Annotated in this window: 10 protein-coding genes; 8 read left to right on the top strand and 2 right to left on the bottom strand. The window is 63.6% G+C overall.

Translation table 11 applies throughout. The features are described 5' to 3' along the window. Positions 1-4 precede the first annotated feature (4 nt). Both glgA and glgX read left to right on the top strand, forming a co-directional pair. Positions 5-1,471 carry a glycogen synthase GlgA gene (glgA, locus tag IEX64_RS13775; protein ID WP_188820260.1) on the top strand — a complete coding sequence of 489 codons (1,467 nt, stop codon included), beginning with the start codon at positions 5-7 and terminating at the stop codon, positions 1,469-1,471. Next, positions 1,468-3,288 (top strand): glycogen debranching protein GlgX, encoded by a 1,821-nt coding sequence (gene glgX / locus IEX64_RS13770; RefSeq protein WP_188820258.1) that lies wholly within the window; start codon positions 1,468-1,470, stop codon positions 3,286-3,288. The genes glgA and glgX overlap by 4 nt, the downstream gene beginning before the upstream one ends. On the opposite strand, the gene IEX64_RS13765 is transcribed toward glgX, so the two are convergent. Next, a complete protein-coding gene (locus IEX64_RS13765) occupies positions 3,285-4,754 on the bottom strand; it encodes an oligosaccharide flippase family protein (protein WP_188820256.1) in 1,470 nt (489 codons plus the stop codon). The two genes, glgX and IEX64_RS13765, sit on opposite strands and share 4 nt — an antisense overlap. A 131-nt stretch (positions 4,755-4,885) precedes the next feature. Between IEX64_RS13765 and IEX64_RS13760 the strand changes: the two genes are divergently transcribed. After that, entirely contained in the window at positions 4,886-5,728 is an 843-nt protein-coding gene (locus IEX64_RS13760; protein ID WP_229710352.1) for a sulfotransferase family protein, read from the top strand. A 216-nt stretch (positions 5,729-5,944) separates the two neighbouring features. After that, positions 5,945-6,661 (top strand): sugar transferase, encoded by a 717-nt coding sequence (locus tag IEX64_RS13755; RefSeq protein ID WP_229710343.1) that lies wholly within the window; start codon positions 5,945-5,947, stop codon positions 6,659-6,661. Between the two features lie 404 nt (positions 6,662-7,065). On the opposite strand, the gene IEX64_RS13750 is transcribed toward IEX64_RS13755, so the two are convergent. Next, entirely contained in the window at positions 7,066-8,559 is a 1,494-nt protein-coding gene (locus IEX64_RS13750) for a TolC family outer membrane protein (protein WP_188820254.1), read from the bottom strand. A gap of 242 nt (positions 8,560-8,801) precedes the next feature. On the opposite strand from IEX64_RS13750, the gene IEX64_RS13745 reads away from it, so the two are divergent. The 4 genes from IEX64_RS13745 (at position 8,802) to IEX64_RS13730 (ending at position 15,593) form a co-directional block, all read left to right on the top strand. Further along, positions 8,802-10,571 (top strand): type I secretion system permease/ATPase, encoded by a 1,770-nt coding sequence (locus IEX64_RS13745; protein WP_229710333.1) that lies wholly within the window; start codon positions 8,802-8,804, stop codon positions 10,569-10,571. Beyond that, positions 10,568-11,929, top strand: coding sequence for an HlyD family type I secretion periplasmic adaptor subunit (locus IEX64_RS13740; protein ID WP_188820252.1), 1,362 nt, complete (start codon positions 10,568-10,570; stop codon positions 11,927-11,929). The genes IEX64_RS13745 and IEX64_RS13740 overlap by 4 nt, the downstream gene beginning before the upstream one ends. Positions 11,930-12,160: 231 nt before the next feature. After that, the gene (locus tag IEX64_RS13735) at positions 12,161-13,345 is read left to right on the top strand and encodes an outer membrane beta-barrel protein (RefSeq protein WP_188820250.1); all 1,185 of its coding nucleotides are present in this window, start codon (positions 12,161-12,163) and stop codon (positions 13,343-13,345) included. Positions 13,346-13,358: 13 nt separating this feature from the next. Next, entirely contained in the window at positions 13,359-15,593 is a 2,235-nt protein-coding gene (locus IEX64_RS13730; RefSeq protein ID WP_229710331.1) for a GumC family protein, read from the top strand. Positions 15,594-15,646: the final 53 nt, after the last annotated feature.

Raw genomic sequence — 15,646 nt, 5'->3', positions numbered from 1 at the left:
GGTTTTGGCTCTGAAAGTCCTTTCCGTAACCTCAGAAGCGGTACCGCTGATCAAGACCGGCGGCCTCGCCGACGTGGCTGGCGCCTTGCCTGCAGCACTTGCCCCGCACGGTGTGGAGGTAACGACGCTGCTGCCGGGCTATCCGGCGGTCATGCAGACGCTGAAACGGCCGCGGGCGATCTTTGCCTGGAATTCCTTGCTGGGTACGTCAGCGCGGTTGCTCGCGGGCAAGCTCGCAGGCGGCCAGCCCTTGCTGGTGCTCGATGCCCCGGCGCTCTATGCCCGGGAAGGGGCGCCTTACACCGACGCCGCCGGGCTCGACTGGGGTGACAACTGGCAACGCTTCGCAGCGCTGGGCAGGGCTGCGGCGGACATTGCCGGCGGTGTCATGGTCAAGCGCGGCAAGGCGCAGCGTTTCGATCTGGTCCATGCGCACGACTGGCAAGGCGGCATGGCGCCTGCCTATCTGCAATTCGCCCCGTTCGGTGGTGATGAAGGCAAGGTCCCCTCGGTCATCACCATCCACAACATGGCGTTTCAGGGGTGGTTCAATGCCGAGGTCTTTCCCCGGCTCGGCCTGCCCGATGCGGCATGGTCGCTCGATGGCGTGGAGTACCATGGCGGTGTAAGCCTGCTGAAAGCGGGGCTGGCCAATGCCGATGCGGTGACGACGGTGAGCCCGACCTACGCGCGGGAGATCCGCTCGAACACGTTCGGCATGGGGCTGGAAGGGCTGATCATCGCCCGGGGCAATTCCGTCCACGGTATTCTCAACGGCATTGATTCCGATAGCTGGAACCCGGGTGACGATCCCGCGCTGTCTGCGGCCTATACGCGGCGCACGCTGGACAAACGCATTGCCAACAAGCGGGCACTGGAAGCGGAATTCGGTCTCGATGAAAGCGATGGGCCGCTCTTCGTCGCTATCACCCGCCTGACCTGGCAGAAGGGCATGGATGTCCTGCCCGAAGTGCTCGATCATCTGGTCGGGATCGGAGGCAGGCTGGTACTGCTGGGTTCGGGCGATCCGCATCTCGAACATGCCTTGTCGCGCGGCGCGGCGCGACATCCCGGTCGGGTCGGCGTCAGGATCGGCTACGACGAAGCCCTCTCGCACCGGATGCAGGGCGGCGGTGATGCCATCCTGATCCCTTCGCGTTTCGAGCCCTGCGGCCTCACGCAGCTCTATGGTCTTGCCTATGGCTGCGTCCCTGTCGTTGCGCGGACCGGAGGACTCGCGGACACTGTGATCGACGCCAACCCGGCCGCGCTTGCCGCCGGCTGCGCGACCGGCGTGCAATTCGATGGCGTCAATTACGACAGCCTCGCCGCAGCGCTCAACCGCACCGTGGCGCTCTACCATGATCGCGAGGCCTGGGAGCGCATCCAGAAGAACGGCATGAAGTGCGACTTCTCCTGGAAGGCCAGCGGGGCAGCCTATGCGGACCTCTACAGATCGCTGACCGCATGACGGCTTTGGGGGCTGTCGTGGGGGCGGAATCGACGCGCTTTGCCGTGCGTTCGCCGCATGCGGACGCGGTCTGGCTCTGTCTCTTTTCGGAGAGCGGCGAGAGCAGCCATGTCATGCAGCGGGAGGGGCCGGACTGGGTCCTCGAGTTGCCCGGCAATCTTGCCGGCACGCGGTATGGGTACCGCGCCGCAGGTGAGTGGTCACCCCATCACCGGCACTGGTTCGATCCGTCAAAGCTGCTGGTCGATCCCTATGCCGTGGAACTGGATCGCCGTTTCCAGCAGGACCCGCGCCTTGCCATTTTCGGTGAGGACACGGCCGATATCGTACCGCGCGCGATCGTCCCGAGCCCGGACCAGCCCCATCCTGCCGAACCGCCGAGGTTCGATCGGGGCAGTCTGGTCTATGAACTCAACGTCCGTGCCTTCACCATCCGCCATCCCGATGTGCCCGAGCACCTGCGCGGCACCGTGGCGGCCCTGGCGCATCCCGCCGTTATCGCTCACCTCAAGAAGCTGAGCGTCAGCGCCGTCGAGCTGATGCCGATTGTCGCGTGGGTCGATGAAAGGCATCTGAAGCCGCTCGGTCTCGTCAACGCCTGGGGGTATAACCCGGTCGCGATGATGGCACTCGATCCGGGGCTTTGCCCCGGCGGCGTCGCCGAATTGCGCGATACCGTGGCAGCGCTTCATGCAGAGGGTATCGGGGTTCTGCTCGATATCGTGTTCAACCATTCGGGTGAGAGCGATGTCGATGGCGGTGTGCTGTCGCTACGCGGGCTCGACAATGCCGCCTATGCCCATGCGCCCGACGGGACGCTGATCAACGACACCGGTTGTGGCAACACGCTGGACTTCGCCAATCCCGCCGTCCGCCGTCTCGCGCTCGACACCATGCGCCACTTCGTGTCCCGGTGCGGGGTCGACGGTTTTCGTTTCGATCTGGCTCCGGTCATGGCGCGCGGGCCGGGCTTCGATCCTGCCGCTCCGATATTCGCCGAGATTGAGAGCGACCCGCTGCTGGCGGATCGGGTGCTCATTGCCGAACCGTGGGATATCGGGCCGGATGGCTACCACCTTGGCGACTTTCCGGCACGCTGGCTGGAATGGAACGATCGTTTTCGCGACGACGTGCGCCGGTTCTGGAAGAAGGAGGCAGGCATCGGCCTGCTGGCTACGCGGCTTGCGGGATCGTCCGACGTCTTCGGCCCGCACCAGCCGCACTCGGATTGCCGCTCGGTCAACTTTCTCGCTGCGCACGATGGTTTCACGCTGGCGGACGTCGTTTCCTACGAACACCGCCACAACGAGGCCAATGGCGAGAATAACCGCGACGGGCATGGGGAGAACTTCAGCTGGAACAACGGCGTGGAAGGCCCCAGCGCCGACCCGAGCGTCATCGCCGCGCGAAAGGCTGACCTGCGCGCGATGCTTGGCACGCTGTTCGCCTCTACCGGCACGATCATGCTGACGGCGGGCGACGAGTTCGGGCGCAGCCAGCAGGGCAACAACAACGCCTATTGCCAGGACAATGCGATCGGCTGGGTCGACTGGGAGAGCCGTGACCTGGAGCTTGAGGACTACGTCGCCGAACTTTCCGCGAAGCGTCATCGACGTTTGCAGTCCTTTGCGCGCTTTCCCACGAATGTGCAGTGGCTTACGGGCGATGGGAAGCCTATGGCCATTGCGGATTGGGAAGATACCAACGGCCATACCTTTATCTACGATGCTGCCCCCGAACAGGGGACGGACGAGGGGGAATTGCGCGTCGAGATCTGCCGCGCCCGCCATCTGGTCCGGATCGATTTGACCGCCTAACCCGAAAAGGCCTGAAAGCTGAAGAGGCGCAACCGCGCCGCCAGCACCACAACGGCTATTCCGACCAAGACCGCTACCGAAAGTCCTGTGCCGAGAGTCGGCAATGGCGCCCATGACAGGGTAGCCAGCTCGTATTGGCAGGCTAGCAAGATCAAGCCGTAGCCGACCGACAGGGCAATGGCCCCGGCGAAGGCCCGTATGGCCGGCTGCGTGTGCAAATGGCCGCGTCGGTTCAGGAGCCAGAAGGCCCAGGCACTCGTGCCCAGCACGACTGTTGCCTGCGTCCAGGCCAAGGCTTCCAATCCGAACGGAGAGGCGATGAAGATAGCGGCGACGGATACGGCCGTCGCAACCATATCGAACAGCATGACCCAACCTGTCCGGCCCATGGCTGCAAAGGCCGGCTCCACCAGCATCTGCCCGGCGCTGGCAGCACCGCGCAAGGCCATCGCGTAGGTAACGACCAGCGCCGCCATGTACGAGGTCTGGAAGAAGATCGCGATCACGTCGCGGGCAAAGACGATGATGACCGCACCGACCATGCCGCTCAGCAGTGTGATTGTTCCAGCAAAGCGGGCGAGCGGCTTCGCAAGGTCCTTGTCCTGTCGGGCGGCCGCGCCGAACTGGGTGGCGGCAAAGCTGAGCATAGGCTGGTTGATGACATCGGTGGCGCCCGTCGCGACGCGACTGCCGAAGCGGTACAGCCCCACCGCTGCGGGGGAATGGAGCAGGCCGAGCAGCAGGTCCGCGGCATAGCGTGCCAGAAAGTTCAGCAGCCGCGACCCGTAGAGTCCTACGGAAAAGGCCGTTGCCTTGCGCGCGAGGTCTTTCCGGAACAGCAGCTGCGGCCGGTCGCGTCCGAGAGCGGCGTAGAGTACGGCGCCGGTCATGACGCGCAGGTAACGGAACGCGACGAGCGCGTAGATCGAATGCCAGAACCACAGCAGCAACACGCCGCCGACAAGCGCGACGAGGTTTTGCGCGAACATGACCGTGAAGTTGCGCATGATCTCGCCCCGCCGGAGCAGAGCCGCCGAGGACCATGCGCCGATACTGGCGAGCGGCTGGATCAGCGCGAGCAGCAGCAATACCGTGCCGAGCGGCTTGGCCTGAAAGATCCATTCCAGAGGAAATGCCGCCAAGGCGAGGCCGAGCGAGGCGAGCGAGACGAGCCCCACGATCATCCAGAAGCAGGTTGAAAGGACCGCCTTGTCGTCGTCCTTGGTGGTCAGGATGAACTGGTAGAACCCGGTGTAGGTCATCGTCTGAACGAGCACGATGAAGACGATGCCGAGGCTGTAGATGCCGTATTGTGCCGGGGGCAGAAACCGCGCGGCGAGGAGGGTGACAAGCAGGGTCGATGCCTGTTGCAGCGAGCGGGCGGTGAACGCGAACAGGGCCTTGGCCCCCTGGCGGCCGGCTTTTCCGAAATTGCTGCGTTTCAGCGCCGCGACGGCTGAATTCATATGCGCGCCTCAGGTTACGGGGGCGAACGCCAGGGGCTTTCATAAGACAGCCGTTCCTGGCCGTACCTTCCTATCAGTTCCGGCGAATCCGCGGCGATGTGTTCGCGCCGAGATGGAGCTAGTTGCCCGAGGTGCCGGGCCTCGCATCACGTAACCTGCCGGGCATGATGCATGCTTTGCGAGACACCGGGAAGCGGACGGCAGGCTGGCTGGTCAGCCGCGCCGTGCCGCAATACCGGTTCGAGAACGGGTTATTCATCCTCGCCCACATGCGATGCGGGTCGACGGCGCTCTCGAATATCCTGTGTTCGCGTCCCGACATCAGCGGCTATGGCGAGGCCCATGTCCGCTACGAGGGCCGTGCGGACCTGGGGCAGCTTGCGCTCAACCAGATGCGGCGCGGAGGGTGGGAGCTGCAGGCGAGCCATCTCTTCGACAAGATACTCCACTCCCGATACGACAGCGCCGTGCCGCCCGAATTCTTCACGGCACGCGCGATCTTTCTCGTCCGCCGACCGGGGGATGCCATCCTCTCGATCGTCCGGTTGTTTTGCCGGCTGGGCAAGAACGAGTACCGCACACAGGACGAAGCCGCCGACTACTATATCGAGCGGCTGACGGCGCTTGAGGCGCTCTGGCATCGGTTTCCGGCCGAACGGCGCATCGGCCTGACGCACGAAGCGCTCGTTCGCGACCCCGAGCGGGCCCTGGCTGCAATATCGGCTGGGCTGGAGCTCCAGCCTCCTCTCGTCAACCGATACGCCAGCCTTGCAGCCTCGCGTCGGGGAGGAGGGGGCGATCCGCTAAAGAGCGGACAATTCACCCGGATCGAACGTCTGCGGCACGAATTGCCGGCGGACGCTCTGCTCGATCTTGCCGGTAGTCGTGCCGAGGAATGCGAGGAACTCTACTTGCGGCTTTATCGCCTTTTTACGGGGCGTGAATCTACCGCACTGCGAAAAGTTCATCCATAGTCGCGGTATTGTGTTCCTATATTGATAGAAAATTGAATAATATTACTTATGAATTTTTACATAATTCCGTAGGAAATACGGTGTTTGTCACAAAATTTGAGTAACCGAATTGAATTTAACTCTCGTTGCGGGCGCGAAATAGCCAGTGTTAGCCTTGGCGTATCGCAAGGACTTTCAAGTCCGAAGTCCAGCTTCAGGGAGGAGCAAGTGGCGTCTATGGCTACTTCGAAAGCTACCGCATCGTCAGTCGTGGCCGATGACATGGCAAGCGGAGTCGCGTGTGTCGAGGGCGACCGGGGCATGCCCCGGTCCTTGTCGCGGCGTGAGGTCTGTGCCTGGCGCATATTCGATATCGTCGTCGCCCTGGCGATCCTCGTCGTCATTCTCCCTTTTCTGGTCGTGCTGACGATCGTGGTCTTTGTGAGCGATCCCGGGCCGATCTTCTTCGTTCATCGCCGCGTCGGGTACCGTGGGCGTCACTTCAATTGCTACAAGTTCCGGTCGATGAAGCTGGATGGGGACGCCATCCTGCAGCACCACCTAAAGGCCGATCCGGAGGCCCGGTGCGAATGGGAGCGGACGCGCAAGTTGCGTAATGATCCGCGCGTGACGCGCGTCGGCGCCTTCATGCGCAAGCTCAGCCTCGACGAGTTTCCCCAGCTCATCAACGTCCTGCTGGGGGACATGAGCATTGTCGGGCCGCGACCCATCGTGGAAGCGGAAGTCGATCACTATGGCCGGCACTTCGTGCACTATTGCCATGTCCGCCCCGGTCTTACGGGGCTGTGGCAGACAAGCGGCCGTAGTGACGTATCCTATGCCAGCCGCGTGGCGATGGATGTCGATTATATCGCGCGCAAGAGCCTGGCGCTCGATACGTGGCTGCTATGCAAAACCGTGCCTGCGGTTGTCTTTGCGCGAGGGGCGTACTGACGGGGATTACAGGACGAAGGCCAGTATCACCGCCCACAGGCAGACCCCTGCCGCCAGTGCAGTGATCCAGCCAGCGCGGGATATCCTGTCGCCAAGATGATGCTGGGATGTGGTTGTTTGCCTTTTCTGGCGGCTGTCCATGCGACCTCTCGAATTTCTGTCCTGCAAGGTGGGTTCTCTTATTAGGCGCAGCCGCGCTACCATCGAGTGAAACGGGAATACGCCGTTTGCCCTTAGCTATGCCATGAAATGGTCCAGCGACGACATGCGTTCCGGGCATATTGGTCCGGATCGGGTCGGTGGGCTGCTTTCCGTAACAACACATTGAAGCTGCCGTTGCCCAATGAAGATCGGCGAACTTGAAAAGTGTCTCCGTTTTCGAGCATTCCTCCACGATCACGACTTCAATCGCGATCTGATGGGGTTCTCTCTGCGGGTATCACTTCTGTCTGTCCCGGCCACGTGAACGTTTCCTGGTCTTCGCGTTGTACCGGTGCGAGCGGCACACGTTCGTAGAGGAGCAGTCGGTCCACCGGTTCGAGGATCGGCCGCAAGGGAAGGCCCGCCAGACCGGCAATTCCTGCGCGCCGGCTGTCCGGATCGTAGGCCGGTACTTGCGCAAACATCCCGATTGTCAGCAGGCCGGCATCGCGCAGAACGGCTACCCGGCGCAGGTATCGCTCGGCGCGAGCCTGCACGGCGGCGGTGCGGGCGTTGAGCAGGTCGTTGGTGACATCGAGAACGTCGCGCAGCGTGCGAATGCCCGAGGTTTCCTGCGTTTTGACGCCCTCCACGGCCCGCTCGGCGGCTTGAACCGCGGCTTCGTAACGGGGGAGCGCGGCGCTCGCTGCCTGAAAAAGGCTCCAGTTCGAAGCCAGGGTTTCGCGCATGTCTCGCCGCGCCTGTTCCACGAATTGCTGGTCCGCCTGATTGCGGTCAATGGCTTCGCGCAAGGCTGAGGATTGCTGGCCGCCCGTGTAAAGCGGCATGGTCACGCTGACTCCCGCTACCACCGCCTCCTCGCGAAAGGTGTTCTGATAAGGTGTGAGCGGACTGCGCGCGGCGGAGGCGAAGGCGCTCACCTGCGGCATCATCTCGGCCCGCGCTGCGCCAACCAGCGCGCTGGAGCGCATTTCGGTGAATTGCGCAGCTGCAAGCGTGGGATTGTGCCGCTCCGCTGCGGCATAGAGCCGCTCCAGGTCGGGCACGGCCGGCACGGCCGGGAGCGGGTCGAGTTTGGTCGGGTAAACGCCGACAAGATTGCGGTAGCGAGCGGCGCTCGCCTCGACCGTGGCGCGGGCGGCAATCACGCGACCGGCTGCCAGTTCCAGCCGATTGTTGGTCTGATCGACATCGGGCTGGGTCGCGTCGCGCAGGCGAAAGCGTGCTGCCGTCACATCGCGTTGCTGCTGCAGCAGCTGGCGGATTTCCAGCGCGACCCCGTAAAGTTCGATGTCCCTTTGCAGCGACACGTAGGCATTGACCACGTCGAGGATCAGTTGCTGGCTGCTGGCTTCCAGTTGGGCGCGTTCGACCCGTTTTACCGCCCTTGCCGCATCCACCTGCGCAGCCAGCCGGCCGGAGGTGAACAGCGGCTGTGACAGCCGGAACTCGGCCGAGGTCGCGAACCCGTCATTGCGGGAAGGCAATAGCGTGCCTCGGGTGCGCGCCGCTGTGTAGGTATGGCTTGCACTGGCGCTCAGCGTCGGTCCATAGGCCGCCTCAGCCTGAACCACGCCTTCGTCGGCAGCGCTGACGAGATCACGGCGGCCCGCCAGTGCAGGATTGTTCGCGTAGGCGGACGTTATCGCCTCCTCCAACGTATCCGCCCGGCACGGCGCACTGGTGAGGACCAGCGGGGCAGCCAGTATTGCGGCCTTATAAGTATAAACCTGCAAGTATCCGCCCTTATAATTAGGTTGGATTTGAACAGAACTGCTCCGGGAAGCCCCAAAACTGATCTAACGGTTCTGGCTGTTTAGGGGCGCGACTGATCTAGTGCATCGCGAGATGGCTCCGGACAGGATTCAATTATGGCAGCGCGCGCTTGGGCTGCTCGCGACAGGGGCAGCGGTCGATCCGATTGGGACGATGTTTGGGTGTCGCGGCGCTTTCGGAACGGCGCGGTGAGGCGGTACTCGTGACCTTCGGCTTCCGCTTGTCCACCGAATTGAAGACCGCCATGGCGCCGCTTCGGCGGGTGCTTGTGCCGGTCGTCGCGATCAGCAGCGTCTACAACGTCCTGCTGCTCTCCGGCTCGTTCTTCATGCTGCTGGTGTACGACGATGTGCTGCCCAGCCGCAGCGTGCCGTCGCTGGTCAGCCTCCTGGTCATGGTGGCGCTTGCCTATGCCTTCCAGGCGGTCCTGGATGTCGTGCGCGGGCGGATCATGGTCCATGTCGGGTCGCTGTTCATGCGCACCATCAGCGACCGGGTGCTCGATGTCATTTCCCGCTATGAACTCAGCCGCGGCGCGATGCCCAACGGCACGCAGATCGTGCGCGATATCGATACGGCGCGCGGATACCTGTCCGGGCCGGGGCCGCTTGCCTTGCTCGATCTGCCCTGGATCGTCGTCTATCTTCTGATCCTCAGCGTGTTCCACTGGTCACTGGGACTGCTCGCGCTGCTGGGCGTGGCGGTGCTGGTCACGCTGATGCTGCTCAACAACCGGATGACGGCCCCGCTCGCGACCGAGACGATGCGCAGCGGCGCGCGGCGGGCCACGCTTGCCGAAGCGACCTTGCGCAATGCCGAGACGCTCAAGGCGCTGGGCATGTCCGGCGCGCGGCGGGACGAATGGCACGCGGTGGAGGCGGAGTACCTCAAGGCGAACGACCGCTTTTCGTCGCTCTCCAGCACCATGTCTGGTCTGACCAAGGCCTTCCGCATGCTGCTGCAGTCGGCAACGCTCGCCCTGGGGGCCTATCTGGTGATCCGGGGCAGCGCGACCGGGGGCATCATCATTGCCAGCTCGATCCTGTCTTCGCGCGCTCTGGCGCCGGTCGAGCAGGTGATCGCCAACTGGAAGGGTATGGTGTCCAGCCGGCAGGCGCTGGGGCGGGTAAGCGATCTGCTGCACGCCATTCCCAACCGGATCGAACCCATGGGACTGGACTATCCCAAGGCGCGGCTTACCGTTTCGCGCGTAACCGCCGCGCCGCCGGGCGTGCGCACGGTGACGCTGGCCGAGGTCAGCTTCGACCTTGCCGCCGGCGATGCGCTGGCGGTGGTCGGGCCGAGCGGTTCGGGAAAGACCACTCTGGCGCGCGCCGTGTGCGGGATATGGCCGATGCTGCGGGGCTCCGTGCGGCTCGACGGCGCGACCCTCGATCAGTGGCCATCGGATCAGATCGCGCGGATCGTGGGCTACGTGCCGCAGTCGATCGAATTGTTCGAGGGGACGATTGCGCAGAATATTGCCCGATTTCAAGCTGATGCGGATCGGCAGGCCGTTCTCGAAGCGGCCAGGGCGGCGGACTGTCATGACCTGATCGTGCGCCTCGAAAACGGATACGATCATGCGATCGGGCCGCAAGGTGGAGGGCTCTCCGCCGGCCAGCAGCAGCGCATTGCTCTGGCGCGTGCGCTATACGGCAATCCCTTCCTCGTGGTCCTCGACGAGCCCAACAGCAATCTCGATTATGACGGCGAGGCGGCGCTCGCCAAGGCGATAAAGGGCGTGCGCGATCGGGGTGGGATCGTGCTGGTGATCGCCCACCGGCCGAACGTGGTGGCACATGTGAGCCATATCATGGTGATGGGCAACGGCCGCCGCCAGCGCTTCGAGACGCGCGAGGAGTTCGAAGCGCGCAGGAAAGCCCCCCCGCCGCTGACCCGGCCGGGTGCGGGTGAGACCGTTGAAATAGAAGGTGGTTCTACGGGCGAACCGGCGCAGGTGGAAGGATGAGCCAGGCCGCCTACCTGATCGAAGGCGCATCCCCCGGTGCCTTGAAGCCGATCGACGGCGACTTTTCGCGTCAGGCTGAGCAGGGGCTCTCGCGGCTGGTCCGCTTCGGGCTCGCCGCCGTCGCCGTGCTTGTGTTCGGGATCGGGGGATTGATCGCGCTCCTGCCGATGGCCGGCGCGGTGATCGCACCAGGCGAAGTGACCGTCGAAACGCACGTGAAGGAGATTTCCCACCCTTTCGGCGGCGTGGTCGCGGATATTTTCGTTCAGGACGGTGATCACGTCGAGAAGGGGCAAGTGCTCATCCGGCTGGACGACACGGTGTCCGGGGCCGTCGCCGAATATACCGGTCTCGGGCTTGACCAGTTGCTGGCCAAGGCGGCGCGTCTGCGGGCCGTACAGAGCGGAGCGGCAGGTGTTACTTTTCCCGAAGAATTGATACGGCGCGCCGCTGAGCCCGAAATTCGGGCGCTGCTCGAAGACGAACGGCGCAGCTTTGCGCTGGTCCGGCAGGCGCGTGCGGACCGGGTTCGGCAACTTCGCGCCCAGGTCGCGCAGGCGCGGGCCCAGATCGCGACATATGCGAGCCAGGCGCAGGCCTACGCGCGGCAGGGTGAACTTGTGCGCGAGGAACTGGCACAGACCCGTCAGCTCTACGAAAATCGCCTGACGACGCTCGATCGCCTCAACGCGTTGGAGCGAGCGGCGGTGGGCGTCGAAGCGCAACATGCCGCTGCGCAGTCGGGAACGGCGCAGGCGCAGGCGCGGATTGGCGAACTGCAGGTCCAGATCGCCGGTGTCGGCAGCGTCGCGCGGAGCGAGGCGGCGCTGGAGCTTGCACAAGTGCAGGCTGCGATCTCGGACCTGCGCAAGGCAGAGGTTGCGGCCAGCGACCAGAACGATCGCACTGCGATCCGCGCACCGCAGGACGGTATCGTCGACAAGCTGCAGGTTCGGACCGTGGGCAGCGTGGTGCCTGCCGGCGAACCGCTGATGGAGATCGTTCCCGATGCGGACCGCCTCGTCGTCAGGGCTCAGGTGCGGGTGACCGATATCGACAGTGTGACCGTTGACCAGCCTGCGCATTTGCGCTTCACCGCTCTCAATATGCGCACCACGCCCGAGCTGGAAGGCAAGGTCACGCGCGTGGCCGCCGATCGTTCGACCGACCGCGCGACCAATGCGGCATTCTACTCGGTCACTGTATCCATTCCGGATGATGAATTTCGCAAGCTCGAGGAAGCACGGCTTTCCGTCGGTATGCCTGTGGAGGTCTTTATTCAGACGCAGCAGCGAACAATACTTCAATACATTGTTAGACCGCTTTCGGATCAATTGAAACGCGCGCTGAAAGAATAGGCAGGATAACAATAGCTGCGTGATCTGGAAGCGTATTCGGGTGTGATCCTGAAATACAATTTCTGGATGGGTAGGGAATCTGTTCTGCGGCTGAAACGGTCGTAGGTCGGGCAGTTTGCGGGGTGGGCAGGCGGGATGAAGCGCGGGCTGGTCAAACTTGCGTTGTCTTCCGGTGCTGCCGTGATGCCGACCTTTGCATGCGCACAGTCAGTTGGAGTGGGCAGCGTCATCGTGATCGAACCCGATCTTGACCGGAACGACGTGGCGGGCGGCCGTCTGGAGCCGGACTACAGCCCTCGGCCTGTAGTGGTCGGTGCTCTTCTGGCAGAGCCGAGCGTTTCGATGGTCGGTGGCTTTCAGACCAATCTGTTCAACCGGCCCGACGCACAGGCGGCAGCATCGGCGACAGTAAATCCCGCCCTCAAGCTGCGCACGAACGCCAGCCGTCACGAACTTCGTTTCTCGGCCATGGGCGCTTTGCGCCGCTATTCGCGCTATACGACCGAAAACAGCGAACAATATACTCTCGAGGCCGGGGGGCGTTTCGACCTGGGGCCTCGTCAGGCCATCCGGCTCTCCGCGCAGTACGCCCAATTGATCGAGCCGCGCAGCAGCGTCGGTTCGGTGCCCGATGCCGCCGAACCGGTCAGTTTCCGGCGGTTGTCGGCCGATGTGGGAGCGGGTTTTGCCTTTGGAGCATTCCGTGTTGTTCCCCGGCTGCAGTACGAACAGCTCGATTACAACGCGGTCGATCGGGCTGGCGGCGGCAGTGCCGACCAGTCCTTTCGCGACACGCGTACCGTCGGTGGCGAACTCAGGCTGGAATACGAGTTTTCCGGCCTCTTGTCCGGGTTCGCAGCCGCTTCTTACGATGACGTTGCCTCCACATCGGCCCCGGCGGCCCTGCAGCGGGACTCGCGCGATTACACGGTCGTGGCCGGCCTGCGCGGAGAGTTGTCGCCGGTCATCTCGGGCGAGGCCAGCATCGGCTATCGGTCCCGCGATTACGATCAGCCCGCCTATCGCGATTTCAGCGGCGTCACCTTCCGCGCCGACCTGCAATGGTACGTCACACCGCTGCTGACCCTTCGAGCGCAGGCTCGCCGCGATTTTCGCAACAGTGGTGCCCGCACAGTCGGCGGCATTCTTACCGATACTATTACGCTGAGTGCCTACTACGATCCGCTTCGCAACTTGCGGCTGGCGCTCGATGCCGGGCTGGAGCGTGGCGACTTCGGTGACGTCGATACCCGCACGTGGCGCAAGTCGTTCCGCCTGCGCGCGCAGTACCGGGTGAACCGATCGCTCTCGATCGGGGCCTATCTCGGCGTTCTGCGTCAGGATGTAAGCGGCGCTCCTCTCGTCAATCCCTTCACCTCGTTCAGCGCCGGACTCGGCGTGACGATCACGCCTTGAGGAAGGAATTCGAGTGAACCTTCCTGCGCTTTATCAGACCGAAACGGGCCTTCCGCAGGTCATGGTCAAAGGCGGTGCCTCCTATGGGCATACCGAGGAACACATCTCCGTCCGTTTCCTGCTGGCCATGTTGCGCCGCCGGCGGGAAGCCCTGCTCCTGACCCTGGCCATCTGTCTCGGCCTGACAGCGATTTGGACCACGGCCCTGCCGCGGATCTACCGGTCGAGCGCCGACGTCGTGATGATCACCAAGTCTACCGAACTGGTTCCGGACAGGGCCGAGGAGGCGCAAGAAGGCCCGACGCGTGCCGAGGATGTGGAAACGCAGATCGAACTGATCCGCTCCCGCAAGATGGCTGCCCAGGTGCTGGAGCGCACCGGTTTGTTGAAGGACGCGGCCTTCAAGGCTGACGTGATGGCTCCGCGATCGGCTCTGGACAATATCCTGTCTTCGCTTGGCATTGAAAGAAGACGCAACGGAGCCCGGCCAAGCGACGGTGAGCCGACGCTTCGTGACAAGGCAATCATCTATCTGACCGACAATCTGAATGTTGCCCGCGTCGGAAACTCGTTCAGCTTGCGCATTGCTTTTGACGATTCCGATCCCGAACGGGCGGCCTTGATCGCCAATACCTATGCGCGCCTGTTCACGACGGACGATGCGCGGGAACGGGCGCGGACGAATTCGACGGCGGCTGAAGTGCTGCGGGCGCGTGTCGATGAGTTGCGCCAGACCGCGAACGAGGCCTTCGCAGCGGTTCAGGCCTATCGTGTGCGCACGGGCCTGCTCAGTTCTGCCGCCACGAGCCTGACCGAGCAGGAGATTTCGGCCTACAACCAGCAGATCGCCTCAGCCCGGGCCGAGGCGGCGAGGGATGCCGCGGCGCTATCCAGTGCACGGGCACAGATGCGCACGGGCGGTGCCGACAGAGTAGGGGAGGCGGCAGGTTCGCCTGTCGTTTCCGCCCTGCGCGCCCAGCGTGCGCAACTGGTTGTCCGGGAGCGGGACCTTTCCCAACGCTACTTTGATAACAATCCGGACCTGATCACGGTGCGTCGGCAGATTGCCGATCTGGACCGGCAGATTGCCGGAGAAGTCGGCCGCTCGATCCGGGCGCTGGAATCGAATGCGCAGGCTTCGGCGCAGCGGCTGTCTTCGTTGCTCGCCAGCCGATCGGGAACGCGGGCGCAGCTGAGCACCGATAACAGCGCGCTGGTCTCGCTCGCCGATCTGGAAAAGCGGGCCGATGCAGCGCAGACGCTCTATCAGTCGTATCTTGAGCGCTACAACGAAGTGGTGGCGGGTAGTGGCACCGAGCAGCCGACCGCACGCCTGATCTCCGCAGGCAATGTGCCGGTTTTGCCCAAGTCGCCGGATATGGTTCTGAATCTCGCGCTGGGTCTCGCGGTAGGCCTTTTGCTCGGCGCCGTTGTGGCGATCATGTCCGAGCTTTCCTATCGCGGGCTGACGACGCTCGACGACGTCGAAAGCCGGCTTGGAATTCCCGGGCTGGGTTTCGTGCCGGCCTACCGGACCGTGGAGCCGCATGGGGCGTCTCCGCTCGATACCGTCCGCGACCATCCGGACGGCGGCTTTTCCGAAGCCCTGCGCAACGTGATTGTCTCCATCCGCCATTCCTCTGCACAGGCTGGCAAGGTTATAGCCATTACATCGGCCGTACCCGGTGAAGGCAAGACGACGATCGCCGCGTGCATGGGCCGTGCGCTCGCGATGGCCAATGAACGGGTTCTGGTGATCGACTGCGACGTGATCCGCGCGCACCTGAGTCGGCAGCTTGATCTGCACAACGGTGAGCCCGGGCTGCAGGATGCCTTGCTGTCCGAAGGCGCCGAAATCCCGCAATATCAGGAAGCAGATTCGACGCTGCGGATCATTCCGATTACCCGGCCTTTCGCTAAGGGGCAGCGCTTGACCGAGCGAGGGCGGCTGCATCGGGTCATTGCGCGATTGCGTGAGGACTTCGACGTCATCCTCCTCGATTGCCCGCCGATTCTGCCGATCGCGGAGGCGCGCGAGATCGTCTCGCTCGCAGATGACGTCGTGCTGGTCGTGCATTGGCGCAAGACCACGGACCGCGTCGTGAAAGCGGCGGTGCGGCAGCTGCCGATCCGCACGATCAAGGCCATGGGCATCGTCCTCAATCGTGTCGACATGAAGAAGCAGGTACGGTTCGGCGGACACGACGCTGCAAGCTTCTACGAGAAGTATCAGGGGTACTACACGTGATCGGAGTGTCCCCTGCCGCTGCGCCGCGCGTGGCCCTCGTGCACTATTGGCTG

This window comes from Novosphingobium indicum, from assembly GCF_014645195.1.
Taxonomy (GTDB): domain Bacteria; phylum Pseudomonadota; class Alphaproteobacteria; order Sphingomonadales; family Sphingomonadaceae; genus Novosphingobium; species Novosphingobium indicum.
The sequence above is the reverse complement of the archived record's forward strand: the minus strand, read 5'-3'. Positions and strand labels throughout refer to the sequence as shown.